11 protein-coding genes and 1 tRNA gene are annotated in these 17,113 nt (G+C 35.4%); 8 read left to right on the forward strand and 4 right to left on the reverse strand.

Annotation, left to right across the window (positions count from 1 at the left end):
- Positions 1 to 318 precede the first annotated feature (318 nt).
- Together GMA17_RS13235 and rbfA are read right to left on the reverse strand one after the other, a co-directional pair.
- The gene (locus tag GMA17_RS13235) at positions 319 to 1,524 is read right to left on the reverse strand and encodes an ABC transporter permease (protein ID WP_248396943.1); all 1,206 of its coding nucleotides are present in this window, start codon (positions 1,522 to 1,524) and stop codon (positions 319 to 321) included.
- Between the two features lie 68 nt (positions 1,525 to 1,592).
- Complete coding sequence (gene rbfA, locus GMA17_RS13240) at positions 1,593 to 1,988, reverse strand: 30S ribosome-binding factor RbfA (protein ID WP_248396945.1); 396 nt, start codon at positions 1,986 to 1,988, stop codon at positions 1,593 to 1,595.
- A gap of 95 nt (positions 1,989 to 2,083) precedes the next feature.
- On the opposite strand from rbfA, the gene mce reads away from it, so the two are divergent.
- Both mce and GMA17_RS13250 read left to right on the forward strand, forming a co-directional pair.
- On the forward strand, positions 2,084 to 2,488 hold the full coding sequence (gene mce / locus GMA17_RS13245; RefSeq protein ID WP_248396947.1) for a methylmalonyl-CoA epimerase: 405 nt from the start codon (positions 2,084 to 2,086) through the stop codon (positions 2,486 to 2,488).
- 84 nt (positions 2,489 to 2,572) lie between these two features.
- Positions 2,573 to 2,646, forward strand: a tRNA-Ile gene (locus GMA17_RS13250).
- 282 nt (positions 2,647 to 2,928) lie between these two features.
- Here GMA17_RS13250 and GMA17_RS13255 read toward each other — a convergent pair.
- A complete protein-coding gene (locus tag GMA17_RS13255; protein WP_248396949.1) occupies positions 2,929 to 3,360 on the reverse strand; it encodes a hypothetical protein in 432 nt (143 codons plus the stop codon).
- A gap of 813 nt (positions 3,361 to 4,173) precedes the next feature.
- Between GMA17_RS13255 and dinD the strand changes: the two genes are divergently transcribed.
- The 3 genes from dinD to GMA17_RS13270 all read left to right on the forward strand — a co-directional run bounded on the left by dinD (position 4,174) and on the right by GMA17_RS13270 (position 8,982).
- Positions 4,174 to 5,010 (forward strand): DNA damage-inducible protein D, encoded by an 837-nt coding sequence (gene dinD, locus GMA17_RS13260; protein WP_248396951.1) that lies wholly within the window; start codon positions 4,174 to 4,176, stop codon positions 5,008 to 5,010.
- A 301-nt stretch (positions 5,011 to 5,311) separates the two neighbouring features.
- Positions 5,312 to 8,359: a class I SAM-dependent DNA methyltransferase gene (locus GMA17_RS13265; protein ID WP_248396953.1), complete on the forward strand. Its 3,048-nt coding sequence runs from the start codon at positions 5,312 to 5,314 to the stop codon at positions 8,357 to 8,359.
- A 2-nt stretch (positions 8,360 to 8,361) separates the two neighbouring features.
- Entirely contained in the window at positions 8,362 to 8,982 is a 621-nt protein-coding gene (locus tag GMA17_RS13270) for a hypothetical protein (RefSeq protein ID WP_248396955.1), read from the forward strand.
- 247 nt (positions 8,983 to 9,229) lie between these two features.
- On the opposite strand, the gene GMA17_RS13275 is transcribed toward GMA17_RS13270, so the two are convergent.
- Positions 9,230 to 9,478 (reverse strand): helix-turn-helix domain-containing protein, encoded by a 249-nt coding sequence (locus GMA17_RS13275; protein WP_248396957.1) that lies wholly within the window; start codon positions 9,476 to 9,478, stop codon positions 9,230 to 9,232.
- A gap of 601 nt (positions 9,479 to 10,079) precedes the next feature.
- Between GMA17_RS13275 and GMA17_RS13280 the strand changes: the two genes are divergently transcribed.
- From GMA17_RS13280 to GMA17_RS13290, 3 genes are all read left to right on the forward strand, one after another.
- Positions 10,080 to 13,061, forward strand: a complete 2,982-nt coding sequence (locus GMA17_RS13280) for a SusC/RagA family TonB-linked outer membrane protein (protein WP_248396960.1) — start codon at positions 10,080 to 10,082, stop codon at positions 13,059 to 13,061.
- A gap of 122 nt (positions 13,062 to 13,183) precedes the next feature.
- Positions 13,184 to 14,464: a RagB/SusD family nutrient uptake outer membrane protein gene (locus GMA17_RS13285; protein ID WP_248396962.1), complete on the forward strand. Its 1,281-nt coding sequence runs from the start codon at positions 13,184 to 13,186 to the stop codon at positions 14,462 to 14,464.
- Positions 14,465 to 14,474: 10 nt separating this feature from the next.
- Positions 14,475 to 17,090, forward strand: a complete 2,616-nt coding sequence (locus GMA17_RS13290) for a prolyl oligopeptidase family serine peptidase (RefSeq protein ID WP_248396964.1) — start codon at positions 14,475 to 14,477, stop codon at positions 17,088 to 17,090.
- Positions 17,091 to 17,113 lie beyond the last annotated feature (23 nt).

Below are 17,113 nucleotides of genomic sequence, written 5' to 3' on the forward strand. Positions count from 1 at the left end.
TGGCCTATCGAAGATTTATCGTAAAATTTAAAAATGAAATCGAAGATTCACGAATACCAAAAAATAAAATATTAATGGATGAGTAAATGCCGGGAAATTTTAGGCTGTTTGAGCTAGCCTAATTTTTAAATTAATCAAGATTTTTCAAGCGAGTTCCTAAAATTTAGGCATCGAATGAAAAATTTAGATAAAGGTTCGTAAGCCTAGATTTTTTTGGTTCGTTTTTTCATCAATGGAAAAAGTGAATATGTTAATTATTTAGTCCAAGATTGATTTGTAAAAACAATGCGAATCATGCCTTAATTCTTTTTAATAAAATCAATAACTAATCAAATTTTTAGTAATCCGAACGGAAGCGACTTTAGAAGCCAGAATACCCAAAACCGAAATAGTAATAAACACAATCAGAAAATTTTCCCATTTTAATCCCATAGGATAGGGTAGTGATGGTGTAATTTTAACCAAACCAAAACTGATTTGAGCTTGGACAATTAAATAGCCAACCAACAAACCAATTAAACCGCCTAGAACCGTCATTAAGGAACCTTGTAAAAAGAAAATTCGTCGAATATCCTTTACGGTTGCTCCCATATGATAAAGCGTGTGTAGCGTTTTCTTTTTGTCCAGAATCATCATGATAATGGTTCCTACCACATTAAATAAAGCAATAATTAGAATAAGTGTGAAGATGAGGTAAACAGCCAAATACTCTGTGTTTAGCATTTTATAAAGTGCATCATTTAACTGTTCGGTATTTTTTAAAATTACTTTCTCGCCTAAAGTAGTTGAAATAGCCTCGCGAGCATTGGCTTCGCTGATGCCTTCACGTATTTTAAATTCTAAAGCAGTGATTTGATTGTCATCATAATTCAATAAATAACGCGCCATATCAATAGGTGCATAAATGTATTTATCATTAGTCGTTTCGTTAATATCAAAAATACCAACATTAATGGCTTTTACGGATGTGAAAGCTTGTTTGACATCGGTTACTTGGCCTTTACCTGGTTTTGGAATGTATAGTTCAACTGATTTCCCATAATCCATAACACCAATATTAAGTCTATTGGCAATTCCCCAACCGGTTACTATTTGGTTTGATTTTTCAGAAAACCAACTCCCAAGTGGTACCACAGAATCGATTGCATTAACCGATTCAAAATGTTCATCAACACCTTTTATATAAGCATTTGGGTAGTTCCGGTCTTCAAATGTGATAAAAACACGTTCTTCAACAATTTGAGAAAAGGATACAATATCCGGATGGTTTTGAAGTGTACTTAATTCTTCCGAAGAAATTTTAAAGGATTTTCCAACAGCCGCTTCTGCTTTTAAATCGGGATCTATTAAGGAGGTAAATTGGAGCGTAAAATCTTTAAGTCCGGCAAAGCCAGAAAGGACAATAAATAAAGATAACGCACCTAGAATAACACTAATAGCGGCAATTCCTGTAATAAAATTAATAGCATTATTACTGCTTTTAGAAAGCAAATATCGTTTCGCTATGTAGAGTGAAAAATTCATATATTACAGGATCTACAGGCGTTTTTCAATATAAGCTGGCCGTTTTTTTAAAGCTGATTTAAAACTGATTATGATTTTTTACGATTATCTAAAAGATTGGGATCTTTAATAGGATTTTCCGTTCTTTTTAATGATTTTTCAATCCCATCAATATACTCCAATGAATCGTCTACAAAAAATTCCAATTGTGGCATACGTCGTAATTGATGTCTAGTTCGTTGGGCTAATTCATGCTTTATAAGTGGTGCGTTAGAACGGATTCCAACTAATAATTCTTTAGCTTTAGCATTCGGGAAAATACTTAAATATACTTTAGCAACTGATAAATCTACAGTTACTTTAACCTTCGAAACCGAGATTAATACACCTCGCATACCACCTTCACTAGCAGCCTTTTGAAGGATTTCAACTAGGTCGCGCTGTAAAACCGATCCTATCTTTTTTTGTCTTTGACTTTCTTCCATAGTGCAAAAATACGCATATTTAAAGATTATTGTATTTTTGAAGATACTAAATTAGTTTTAATTAAAAGAGATTTCCGCTTTCAGGGAGAATTAATATGAATAAAATAGAACATATAGGAATTGCCGTTAAAAGTTTAGAGGCCTCGAATGATTTATTTGCCAAACTTTTTAATGCACCACATTACAAAATAGAAGAAGTGGCTAGTGAAGGTGTCAACACCTCATTTTTTCAAGTAGGAGTTAATAAAATTGAACTTTTGGAAGCTACAAATCCAGAAAGTCCAATAGCTAAATTTATTGAAAAACGCGGCGAAGGCATTCACCATATTGCATTTGAGGTGGATGATATTGAAGCTGAAATTAAGCGACTGGAGGCAGAAGGTTTTACGGTATTAAACAGAACACCAAAAAAAGGAGCCGATAATAAATGGGTTGCTTTTTTACATCCAAAATCCACTAATGGCGTATTGATTGAGTTGTGCCAAGATATAAAGGAATAAAAATACTTTGAGAGTATTAAAATATGTAGTAATATTGCACTCTCTTTGAAAAAAGAGAAACCAGAAGTTAGCCTTGCGCTAATGGGTCCTATAACTCAGCTGGTTAGAGTATCTGACTCATAATCAGAAAGTCCCTGGTTCGAGCCCAGGTGGGACCACTTTTAAAATCAAGCCTTGCAGCAATGTAGGGCTTTTTTGTTTTAATAGGTATCGTTTTTTATATATTAATTAAAAAACTCGACTATTTAGATAAAGTGTTAGTTAATTTATCATAAAGTCGGGGTAAGTTTGACTAGCTTACTTGACAGTATCTATATTTGTTAAGTAAGGCGTTATACTTAAATTACTTTCAATAATTGGAGTGCATTATATGCGCCATTATTTAGAGCATATTGCACACCATTGACCTCTTGAAAGAACGCTACCTTTAAAAAGAAGAGTTATGTACCCGTACCAACAGGCACACCAGCAGGTGTTAGGGTTACTGTTGTATTGGTATTATCAATCGGTAAATTGGTTTCCGGACTTAATTGTAAATCCTTATCACCCGTTGCAAAATCGAGATTTAGAAATCCAGATGTGAAGCTCACATGAGTTGCTCCGAGTGGGATTTCGAGATTTTGATCTGGTGTGAAAGCGGTTATTACAATTTCGCCTGTTGCTGTGGTCAGGGATATATCTGATAGTAACACCGCGCTCATAATGGCTCGGATATTGAAATTAAATCCTGTTAATGCCAACTGGCCATCTGGGGTGGTGATACCCACCGAGACATTCCGCTGACCACGGGGACTGGTGGTATCAGCATTTTTCACCTTGGTCATGGTTTGGGTGAGTCTGGACGTTACCAAGTCGTCCTTAACATCCATCATGAGGCTCAGGATGACGCGACGTAGCAATTTGCCACTAGTTGCAGCGATTCCGAATTCGGAACCATTTTCACGGGTTCTAGCAAAGGCTGGATCATTATTAATCCGTTTTTTGCTTACATCCCCTTTGGTTCTTACTAAAAACCCTTCTTAGCCCTTGTAAAAGGTAAGATTGTCCAGGGTTCCTTCGATCTTGATTAAGCTTTTTAATTTTGCCATGATTTTTTGATTTTATGAGGACGTTTCATAGTGTCCTCGAGTTATACCAATTATTTTTTAGTATTCATTGACCTTGCGCGCCAAACACCTGCCGTTGTTTTTATAAATCGGGTTTTGAATCTGGGGTAAAGGTATGTGGGAATGACCAAGGGTGTTTGTAGATTCTGCCAGTACAGTCTTTTATTGCGGAAAATGGTTGTGTTTTTTAGGTTTTTACCGAAAAGCGTCTGTTTCTGCCATTATTGACGGTTTCTGCTGAAATACCTATGGCATGCATTATCCATACATTATCCATGGAGTATCTATGGAGTATCTATGGAGTATCCATGCCGTATGACCCGTCCTAAAAGACACTAAAAACACGTTGTGTTCAAGCTTGTCTTAAACTTAAACAAAGACTACAGAGAACTTAAGACTAACTGAATAAAAAGTTATCTTCAGACTTAACTTTATTTTTAGACTATAAAACACCTGATATAGTATATTTTTAAAAAAAGCATAAATCAATTTTAACCTGTAGCGGTATTGTTAGAATAAGACATTAAGAACTACAGTATAAATGTATAATATTTCGTATAAAAATTGTAATTTTAAAGAATGAAAACATCTATAATACATAGTCTAACTGAAAATTTTGAATCTTGTGCTCACAAAACTTCAGACGGAGTAGAATTTTGGATGGCAAGAGATTTACAACATTTATTATCATATACAAAGTGGGATAATTTTCAAGGTGTAATTTCAAAAGCGAAAACAGCTTGTGAGCTTTCTGAACAACAAATAGATGACCATTTTGCCGAAGTCGGGAAAATGGTTTCGATTGGATCGGGAGCGGAAAAAGAAATTCCAGATATTATGTTGACAAGATATGCTTGTTATCTAGTTGCTCAAAATGGGGATCCTCGTAAAGAGAAAATAGCCTTTGCTCAACGATATTTTGCCATTCAAACTAGGAAAGCAGAACTTATTGAGATTAAGATTCTTGAACACGAAAGGGTTAATGCAAGAGAAAAATTAAAGGCTACCGAAAAAGAGTTATCACAAGTAATATTTGAACAAACAGGAGGCAATCAAAATTTCGCACTAATTAGAAGTAAAGGAGATACAGCTTTGTTTGGAAAGACTACGCAGCAAATGAAAGACAGATGGGGAATTAAAAACAAGCCATTAGCTGATTTTATGCCCACAATACTTTTAAAAGCTAAAGACTTTGCTACCGAAATCACAATATTTAACGCCAAAGAAAATAATATGAAATCTGAAAGTCAAATTTCTAGAGAGCATATAATCAACAATAAGTCTGTACGTAATACCTTAGTGTCACGTGGCATAAAACCTGAAAATTTAAAAGCAGAAGAAGACATAAGTAAAATTGACAGACGTTTAAAAAGTGAGGAAAAAAAAAGTTTGAAAAACCCGAAAAAATTAAAATAGCAACACACAGCAATCTGTAAAAGTAACTACTAGTCTACGTACTAAAAATCCTCGCACATAAACGAAGTCATAGCCAAACACGTTATATGTGCTAGATGAAGAGAAGACCCCACATAGTAGGGTAAGCACATTTCATTTTTTTCGTGCATCAAAAAAACAACTTACGCTTCATCGTCACCACCCGATAAAACTCATTTAGGAGATTAAAATTAATTTGACTTTATTATTTTCAAAAAGATTAACTTTGTGGGTTAATAAATTCGTATTTTACGAAAACCTATAAAGACCATAGAAAACAATAATGAACGGACAAAAAACAATAGATTTAATTGGTTTAAACAAAGCCATTTCTACTACTTTGAAAGGCAAGAAGCTTTCCGAAAGTAAATCTATTGTCTTGAACCAAGCAAAAGAGTTTGGCATAGATGCAGTTTATTTTAATACCGATGAAAACGACAATAGTTTTCCTGCTATATTTTTAAAAAAAATAAACTCATTTGATATAAATTCATTAAAAGAAATTGCAAGCACTCACAAAAAAGCTTGGAACTTCAAAAAAGTACTATTTCTGTATGTTTACTCTGAAACAGAAATTCGTATTTATAACTGTTCTGAAAAACCTATAATCATCACTAAAGATAATTTTGACTATGACAAAGAACTTCAAAACATTGAAATAAAGTCTTATAAATTTTCTGATAAAGAACAAATCCAGGAGCTTAATCAACTTTTTTCAACTATTGCAATTGATACAGGAATTATCTGGACTTTAGAAGAAGCTCAATTTATTAGAGATAAAATAAACTTACAACGCAGAGTCGATAAGTATTTAGTGGATAGTTTAGTTAACACAGCTAAACAACTGGAACAACAAGGACTTGAAATTAATTTTATTCATAAAATCATTCTTCGTTCTTTGTTTCTATTATATTTAGAAGATAGAGAAGCTACAGATGAGAAATTTTATTCCAAAATTAGAAAGGGAGCAAAATCCTATTTTGACATTCTGAATGATGTAAACTCTACTTATGAATTATTCGATAAATTAGAAGAGCATTTTAATGGTAACGTTTTTACTTTAGAAGTAGGAGAAAACATATCTATCAATGAACTTCAATTAATTAAAAAATGTTTTATTAGTGGTAATGATAATACACCACAAATAAACCTATTTGAGGATTGGAGATTGTTTGATTTTAGCATTATACAAATAGAATTGCTAAGTGAAATCTATGAAAACTTTTTATTTAAAACTGACCCTGAATTAAAGAAAAAAACAGGAACATATTACACACCACCTTCTTTGGTTGAATTTATTTTAAATGAGAAGCTACCAGTTAATAAAGGAGAAACAAACTATAATATAAAGATTTTAGACCCTTCCTGTGGCTCTGGAATTTTTTTAGTTGAAAGCTTCAAACGATTAGTAAAGCGTTATGAGAATTCTCATAATGAAAAACTAACTGACTTTAATAAATTAAAAAAACTACTTACTGACAATATTTTTGGTGTAGAATTACATCCACAAGCGATTAAAGTTGCTGCTTTTAGTTTATACTTAGCTTTAGTGGATAATCTAGATCCTAAAAACATTTGGCAAAATAAAAATCATAGCTTACCAAATCTTATCAATAATCCAGAAGATAAATCATTAAAAGTTCAAGGGGGAAATTTATTTTGTAGAGATACTATTGAAGTAAACGAAGAAATAGAAAATATAGAATTTAATCTGGTAGTCGGAAATCCACCGTTTGGAACAACGAATTTACTTGAATCTGTAAAAAATTATTGCAAACAATTTGATTTTGCTAAAGAAATGGTCTTACCGTTTTTACATAAATCTACAAAGTTTGCACCGAATGGAGAAATAGCTCTAATATTTAACACCAAAGTTTTAACAAATACAGGAGGAACTTATCAAAACTTTAGGAAATGGTTATTTAATGATTGCTATGTAGAAAAAGTTTATAATTTTTCAATACTCCGCAATGCAAAGAAAAATTTTGGAGGTCAATTGTTTGGAGATGCAACTGGCCCTATAAGCATAATATATTATCAAAAAGAGCATCCTATAAACCCTTCCGATAAAATCACATATTATGCACCTAAAACTTACATAAAATCAAATATAATTGAAGGTTTAAACATCGATTTTACGGATTTAAAACATCTTCCAAGAGAAGAATGTCAAAAACCTGACACTAAAATTTGGAAGGTTGCAATGTGGGGTGGAATGAATGATTGGGAATTAATCAAAAAGTTAAATAGTACTACAGTATCAATTAAGGATTTTTTCAATAAAGAGAATATTGATTATGGTGTAGGATTTGAACTTAGTAATCCTGCAGACAAAACAAATTATGAAATTAAAACATTACCCATCCATACACCTAAGAACATTATAAAATACTATACACCAACACCAAATAAAAGGATAGATACTGATAAGTTTCGAAGATTAGGGAAATTAAGTGCTTACCAAAAAGAACATATCCTATTAAATGAAGGCATAAAAGTCGTTAATAACAGTTTAACTTTACTAGCCTCTTTTGTTGACTACAAAAGTGCTTATTCAAAAGGGATTGTTGGTATTTATTCAAAGGATGACAATATTGATTTATTAAAATTATTAACTATCTATTTCAATTCTGAATTCATACGATACTTTTCTTTTTTAACAACATCTAGTTGGGGAATAGAAAGAGATGTTGTTAAATATAAAGAATTGTTCGAAGCCCCTTTTTTATTAGATAGTTTAAATAAAAAAACCAGAAATCAGATAGTAAAACTATTTGACAATAAACTTTACGACAACGAATTTTATTTAGTTAATAAAACAATTGAGGACGAGTTAAATCAAATTATTTTAAGTGATTTATCAGAATATGACCGATTTACTATTCAACATTTGCTAAATAATATTGACTTATTCCATAAACAAGAAAAATCAAAAGCATTATTTCCCGCACTTCAAGAGCAAGTAAATATATTTAGCACATTAATTTCTAATGAGTTAAATAACTTTCTTGACGGACAAGATTTATTTGCAAATGCTACGATTTTTAATGATATCAATAGATATAGTCCTTTAATGATGATTAAAATTTCTTTTGATGAAAAGAAAAGCGAAACTTTTCAATCAAATGAATTTATTGATGAGAAATTAAAAAAACTTGATAAACACTTATGGGAAGAAAAAGCCACCAATATCTATTTTAGAAAAAAACTTAACTATAAAACAGGGAACGATATTTATATTATTAGACCAAATCAACGAAGATTCTGGTCGGAATCCATGGCATTAGAAGTTGCTTCTGACTTAATTCTTGAAATTTTAAACGAGAATTAATTATGGCATTAAATTCCGCTATCGTCAAAAAATTTAGAAGTGCATTTGAGAATAAATGTTTTACCTTAATTGCTGAAGCTTATCAGTTTTCTTTAATAAAAAAAACTATTCGACTAAATTTAGATGAAAACGATATTACACAAATATTATTTGAAAGAATAAACACAAATCCTAAAAGGATTGATTTTAGGATATTTGCAACGCGTGAAGAACATTTATCTAAAGATGTAGAAATAAAAAAAGGCTTTGCTGATAAATTACCAAGAGTAGATTTAAAAATGTCTAATATAACCTCGAACCTTGAGTTTAAGTACTTTTTTGAAGCTAAACGATTAAAAGAAAATGATTCTAAACTTAAAAGAAGCTACATAGATGAAGGTATGGACAGGTTTACTTCGAAGAAATATCCTTCTGGCTGTATGTTAGGCTTCTTACTTCAAGGCAATGTGAATAAAACTGTAGAAGGCATAAATAAATTACTAATTAAAGACAAACGAAATACTCAAACTCTGAATTCTAAAAAGAATGAATTGCATAAAGATTATTTTGAATCTAAGCATATTGAAATAGGCGTTTTGAAACATTTGATATTTGACTTTACCAATAATTGTAATTACAATTAATGTCAATGCAAAATTTATATACAAAATTGTTAGTAACAGCCGGTACTTAAACTGAAAAAGATAATAGTTTCCTGGATTACTTGATTGGTGATTCTTAACGGTTTGCTTTATATTCAGTATGTAAGTTTTATGTTGAAATAGAATACAGTGTAATTGAAAATAAAATAATAGAATTGAATAGTTTCGATGATGGAGACCTTCTTATGAAGTACTCTTTTTTTAGAAATAAAGGATAATAAAAGTTCCTTTAATTTTTATCCAAATCAAAATCAAAATCGAAAAGTTCTTTTGGTGAAATTTGTAAGCCTTTTGATAATTCATATATTGTAGTTAATTGAATGTTAACTTCACCTTTTTCATATTTGGCAATATCGCTATAGTCCAAATCGCACCTTTGAGAAAGTTCTCTTAAACTTAAGCTTCTTTTTTTTCTTAGTTTCTTTAAGTGCCTCCCAAATAAAAGCTGAAAATTGAATTTATTAGTATTTTTAACCATATAAACTGCAAATTGGTTAAATTCTTAAAAAATAATGTGGGTTTAATGACCCACATTAAAAATTAATTATTATATTACACCCCAATAACATAAATTTGCGATTCTTCAAATAACATATTGAAGCATTCGCTTAGAATCTCGTATCAGAAAACTGGTAATTTAAAGGAACGAGAGGATAAGTATGATGCTCACGTCTCTGGGCGTGGGCTCACTTATTGTTCCTCGGTATACCAGTACCTCTGATGCAGTAAGCTGAGTTCCATGCCTTTTTTTATGCGCCATTGGTACTTACTTTCTGATTCTTGGCATTACTTCTTTACACTATCAAAGGATTGCACTTAACCGTTTTATGAATTAGTTTATTGGGGCGTGGCCGTTAGAGATTGGTTGGATACATTTTTCTAAATAAGCGGCCGCTTCCCCTTAACTGTAAACACCACTGCTGCCTATGGTATACCCTTTTGTGACTTGTTTGTGCTACAGCTGTTAGCTGGCGAATGACAAGTCACCCCATAAAAAAAAGACCCACCCTTTCGTTTTCGAGGACATGGGGGTCGGTCTCTAGTTAAACTGATATAAACCATTTAACCATTACAAAGTTATGACAAAAACTTTTTATTTAAAACGAAGCCGGCTTGTTTTTAGCAGCCAGCTTCTTATCTGTCTATTATCTGTATCATTATATGCTCAAGACGTTCTTATTTCTGGGGTGATAACGGATGGCCAGCAGCCCATACCAGGGGCCAGTATTCTTATTAAACACACGGTTAGGGGAACCGTTTCTGATTTTGATGGGCGGTATGAATTACCTGCTAAACCCACAGACACCCTACAGATATCGTATTTGGGGTATAGCCCTATGGAGCTGCCCGTTGGTAGTTTACGGGTTATAAACGTGATTTTGCAGGAAGATGCGACTGCATTGGGCGAGGTGACCATCAATGCTGGGTATTATAACACTACGGAGAGAACCAAAACGGGGAGTATTGCCCAAATAACCGCTAAAGAGATTGCCAAACAGCCCGTAAGTAATCCTTTGGCTGCGATGCAGGGAAGGTTGAGTGGCGTAAATATTGTGGAGACTTCGGGTGTCCCTGGCAGTGGTTTTGATGTACGTATCCGTGGGCAGAGCAGCCTTATGGCGGGTAATGAACCACTTTATATTATAGATGGTGTTCCTTATGATTCACAAACTTTAGGATCTAGTAACACATCAGGACCAATTATCCCAAACGCGAATATCAGTCCGTTAAACGCCATTAACCCGGCAACTATTGAGAGTATAGAGGTGTTGAAAGATGCTGATGCTACGGCAATATATGGGTCTCGTGGTGCGAATGGGGTTGTATTGATTAGTACTAAAAAAGGCCAACAGGGGCAAACCACCTTTATCATTAATAGCCGAACGGGTTTTAGTACTATAGCCCAAAAGCGAGACGTTCTGAATACCGAACAGTATTTGGAGATGCGCCGTGAGGCCTTTGCCAATGATGGCATTAGTACTTATCCGGCTACCGCTTATGACGTTAATGGGACCTGGGATGAAAACCGTTACACGGACTGGCAAGAAGCCTTAATAGGTGAAACGGCTACAACACGGCAACTCATGGCCTCTGTATCGGGAGGCGGGGAGCGTACTCAATTTTTATTGAGTGGGATGTACCAGAATGAAACCACTGTTTTTCCAAAAGATTTCAATTATGACCGTATAACGTTTAATTCCAATATCAGACACACAAGTATTAATAACCGTTTTCGATTGAATTTTAGTGCTGGTTATACGGCAGAGGCCAATTTGTTACCAGGGATGGATTTATCAAATGACGCTTATACCTTATCACCCAATGCTCCAGCCTTATATGATGACGCTGGGGAGTTGAACTGGGAAAACAATACCTGGACGAATCCTTTAGCCCAATTGGATACGGAGTACCAACAGGATTCAAAAAACCTTATTTCGAATTTGGTATTGACCTATGATGTAATAAAAGACCTAGAAGTTAAGGTCAGTACAGGCTATGGGTTTAGTAATTTATCGGATTATCAAGCCTCACCGCATACTGTTTTTAATCCAGCATACGGATTAGATAGTTCCTCATCGACCTTAATTACTAGTGAAAGCGCCAGGCAGCATTATATTATAGAACCGCAATTGAATTGGAAACGGCGGTTTGCTAATCATAGCATTCAAATTCTTTTGGGGAGTACTTTTCAGGAGCAACAAACCGACCGTACTGGATTTCTTGGTTTTGGATTTGCCAATAATCATTTTATAACCAATTTGAGTGCTGCCAGTACCCTGATGGTTTTAGAGGCGGACGAAACCACCTATAGGCATCACTCTATATTTAGTAGGCTTCATTATGCGTATAAAAACACATTTTTATTAAATCTGACCGGACGACGCGATGGTTCTAGTCGGTTTGGATCTGGCAATAAATATGGGAATTTTGGTGCTATTGGAGCAGCCTATTTATTTTCGAAAGATTTACAGTGGTCTTGGCTCAACCATGGCAAGTTGCGAGGGAGTTATGGCTTGACTGGCAACGACCAAATAGGGGATTATCAGTATTTGCAAACCAATACAATAACTGACTCTACTTATGACGGTTATTTAGGGTTAGAGCCCTCAAGACTTTACAACCCTGTTTTTCAATGGGAGGAAAGCATTAAAAAAGAAATTGCTTTAGAATTGGGAGCCTTCGCAGATCGACTCACTCTTTCGGCGGCCTATTATAATCACCGCTCATCCAATCAACTCATTAATTATGCGTTACCAGGAACCACAGGGTTCACCTCAATATTAAGCAATTTAGATGCTTTAGTTGAAAATTCGGGTTGGGAGTTTGAGATACATGGTGCTATCCTGAATAAGGGGCCATTAAAATGGGAAGCTAGCTTAAATTTGACTTTACCTAAAAACAAGTTGCTCGCGTTTCCGGGATTAGAAGACTCCACTTATGCGAACCGTTATATTATTGGAGAACCGGTGTCTATTGTAAAGCTCTATCAACTACAAGGTGTTAATCCTGAAACAGGGCTTTTTGAATTTGAAGATTTTAATGGGGACGGACAGATTACTAGTCTTGAGGATAGGCAGCAAGTTGCTGATTTAACACCTCAATTATATGGTGGATTTGGTAATGTGGTTACGTATAAAAATTGGGCATTAGATGTGTTTTTTCAGTTTGAGAAAAAAGATGGTTATAATGCCTATCGTTACAGCCAAAGTCCTGGTAGAATGTTGAATCAACCCGTGGAGGTATTAGACCGTTGGCAGCAACCAGGCGACCATGCAGCGATGCAACGTTTTACCACAGGAGCAGATGGCGAGGCTGCTCGTGCGTATACGCGTTTCACTCAGAGTACTGGTGTTATATCGGATGCCTCTTTTATAAGGCTTAAATCTTTAGAACTTGCTTATTCCATTCCTAACAAAAAGGGCTCAGAAAGCTGCCGGATAGCTTTACAGGGTCAAAATTTACTCACGTTTACCAACTTAAAAGGGGTGGATCCTGAACAAGTAACGCGATTTATTCCTGTGTTAAAACGTGTGAATTTAACTGTGCAATTTCAATTTTAACTATTAGAATCACATACCTTATGAAAACATTAACCATAAACAACATATTTATTATCCTTGTCAGCTTCTTTTGCTTTGTTTCCTGCGAGGATTACCTAGAACTAAATGACCCAATTGGGCAATTGCCCACTCCCGAGGTGTTTGAGGATGCTCAAACTGCAACTTCCGCGGTAACCACACTATATGCGAAGCTACGTGATGCCTCTAGTATCAGCGGAGGACAAACCGGTTTGGGATTTTTAATGGGATTATATACCGATGAATTGGATTATTATGCTTTAGGCGAGCATGCGGATTCCTTTTATCAACACCAGATTATAGCATCAGACCCAACGGTTGCTGAATTATGGAACAGTAGTTACCACATTATTTTTATGAGTAATTCTGTTTTGGAAGGTCTTGAAAACTCCGAGAGCCTAAATATAGACGTGAAAAATCAATTACGCGGAGAAGCTTTGTTTGTTAGAGCCTTAATGCATTTTTATTTAGTGAATTTATTTGGCGATGTCCCTTATGTTCTGACCACTGACTATGCATTGAATAGCCAGTTTTCTAGAATGCCCGTTCAGGATGTTTATGAACAGATGCTTATAGATTTGATTGAGGCACAATCTCTTTTAACCAGTTCTTATGTTTCTTTTGAGCGGACCCGACCTAACAAATGGGTTGTGACCTCCTTGATGGCTCGCGTTTATCTTTATTTGGAGCAGTGGGATGCCGCAGAGCGTGCCAGCACGCAGGTGATAAATAACGCGGGTTTATATGATTTACAAGTACCTATTGAAGCTGTTTTTTTAAAGGCGAGCCCCTCTGCTATTTGGCAGTTAAAACCGAAAAACGCTGGTGATAATACTTTAGAAGGCATTTTGTATGCTCTTAGTTCACCCCCTCCACAGGTTGCTGCTTTAACTACTGATTTTATTGAGGATATGGAAGCATTAGATTTAAGACGGCAGCATTGGATCCATGAGGTGACTGATGGTACTGATACCTGGTATTTACCTTATAAGTATCAACAAGGTTCTAATACGGGAACCAGTATGGAATATTCTGTAGTGTTCCGTTTGTCCGAACAATATTTGATACGGGCTGAAGCCCGAGCACGTCAAGGGTATATTACTGATGCACAAGCAGACCTGAATGCTGTTCGTTTGCGTGCAGGTTTGGATGCTATTACGGCCTCTGGGATGGCAGAATTGATGGCGGCGATTACTGCGGAAAGACGGTTTGAACTTTTTACAGAGTTTGGACACCGATGGTTTGATATTAAGAGGCTAGGCATTGCAGATACGGTATTAGATCCCATAAAGCCGGGGTGGATTTCCACGCAGGTTTTATTGCCTATTCCAGACAGTGAATTGTTACGTAACCCTAATTTAAACCCACAAAATCCGGGGTATTAAACTGAAAACTATGACTAAACACAAATTAATACATACCGGTTTTTCGTTTATAAAGCTATTCCTCGTACTAACCCTATTTATAACGGCTGATTTCGGTTTCAGCCAAAGCGATTCTAAAAAAGTGTACTTTACTGGGTTGGACTCCTTATGGAGTCAAAATATTTATACAGAGAAACTGTCTCAGGATGGCATGTGGTATACTTATACAGAAGTTTTCAATTCTGAATCGCGCTTTCTAAAGTTGGGGCATATTTTGGATGCGTATTCTGCTACTTTTAAGAATTGTAGGATGCATCAATTTTCCAATAATAATCATTGGTTTGCGGCTATTAATGATTCCGAGGAGCTTGTTGTGGTGGACCTGGTAAACCATAACCAAGCGACATACCCTCATATTATGATGCATATGTTTAGCTTTTCGGAATCTGGGAATTATTTAGCTGCTTATCAACAAGTTGACGATAAACCGGTTGGTATTTTATTAATTGATCTTAGGACTCGAACTGTTAAGTCCCTGTCTGGGGTGGAATCTTTTTCATGGCATCCCACAAAAGAGCAGTTGCTTATTGTTAAAAATCAGGATAGTAAGCAGCAGGTTATAGTCTATGATGTTCTTACTGACGAAGCAACAACTGTAACGCAAAATAGCGACAGTGAATATCACTTTTTAACTTGGGGTGCGTTGGGGAGTGCCGTTTTTATGGAATTGCGAGAAGGTAGTCATATTTTGTATTTTATGAATACTCAAGGTGAAATTATTAAGTTGCAAGACCTAGATGTTGCTACTTTACAGGCTGGTTCAGTAATCAGTCATCGAAAGCCTTATGTATCTGAAGATGGACAGAAAATTCTTTTTTATAGGCAACCATTACAGGATCAACACAAGGGTGTAACAGCACCTGTAGAAACATGGCATACAGCTGATCCTTGGGTATACCCAAGGATGCAGTATTATCATGATACTGAATTAGAGTTTGCCTTGACAGGTTGGTATCCCGAAACTGGAGCACTAGTTGCTATTGAAACGGCGCAAACGCCCACCGCTGCGCTTACGATTAATCATGACTATGCCTTGGTATATAACCAGCTTGAGAACGAACCCCAATACCAATATTTTCCCAGTTCTGATTTATACGTTAAGCATGTGAAAACAGGAGTAACCCAATTAGTTATTGAGAATCAATATACAGAAGCGGAATTTATTTCTATTTCTCCAGGTGGTAATTATGTAGCGTATTTTAAGACGAATGATTGGTGGGTTTATGATATTAAACAGGCTAAAACCGTAAACTTAACAGGTGATATTTCAGCGGATTTCCAGAACTTTGAACGCGAATTGCCAGGGAGCCAGTATCCTTATGGTAGTCCTGGTTGGACAGAAGATGATGAACACATTATTATATATGACCAACATGATATTTGGATGATGACTCCAGATGGCGCCGATAAAACACGTATTACACGAGGTCAGGAGGCAGGTATGCGTTTTAGGATTGCTAAAAACACATCTAGACTCCATCATGCGAATTCCGTCATAGGTCCTGGTTTTTCAAGTGTCGCCTTGGATTTAAAAACCGGTGTTTTATTGGAGGTATTTGATCTTGGCGATTATAAAACAGGCTATGCCTTTTGGGGGCGCAATCAGGAGATAGCGACTCTTTTGCTGGAAGACCAAAAAGTAAGCCAAGCTTTGGTCTCCAAAAACTCGTCGACTTTAATTTATTGTAAGGAATTTTTTAATCGACCTAGAGGGTTATACCGATTGGATTTAAAGACCCTAAAAGAAACTTTGATTTATCAGTCGAATGCGGCATTGCAGGAATATGATTTAGGTACTTTTGAGCTTATAGATTATACCGGAACTTCAGGAAAACCATTAAAAGGTGCTTTGTTATATCCGGCAAATTTTAACCCTGATAAGACCTACCCCATGATTGTACATATCTATGAGAATGAGTCTAAAAAGGTATTGGGGTTTAAGCCTCCTTCCGATTTTACTTTAAATGGTTTTAATTTATTGAAATATATTACTAACGGTTATTTTGTTTTTTACCCTGACTTTGAATACATCCAAGGAGACCCAGGAGTTTCCGCCTTACAATCGGTAACTACAGCTGTAAATACGGTTTTGGAAAGAGGGCATGTGGATGCCAAACGCATGGGATTGATAGGTCATTCTTTTGGTGGTTATGAAACGGCTTTTATAGTCACCCAAACGAATTTATTTGCTGCGGCCGTGGCGGGGGCGGCCGTTACCGACCTGAAAAGTTATTATCATGATGTGTCGTGGGATAATAAGCAGAACCAGATGTGGCGCATGGAAAATCAGCAGTGGCGTATGGGAAAGTCTTTTTACCAAGCTAAAAACGCCTATTATAGAAATTCGCCACTTCATCAAATAGAAGGTATAGAAACCCCTTTACTATTATGGACTGGAAAGTTGGATACTAACGTGAACTGGAGCCAAAGTGTTTACCTATTTATGGGACTTAAACGTTTAGGAAAAAAGGGAAAATTGCTATTGTTTGATAATGAGTTTCATTTTATTAGTCATAAAATGAATCAGCGGCTACTTACTCAAGACATTTATGAGTGGATGGAGTTGCATTTAAAACGACCAGATTGACACAAAATAGTTTCCTGAATGAC

This window comes from Bizionia sp. M204 (genome assembly GCF_023205095.1).
Lineage (GTDB): Bacteria > Bacteroidota > Bacteroidia > Flavobacteriales > Flavobacteriaceae > Algorimicrobium > Algorimicrobium hallyeonense.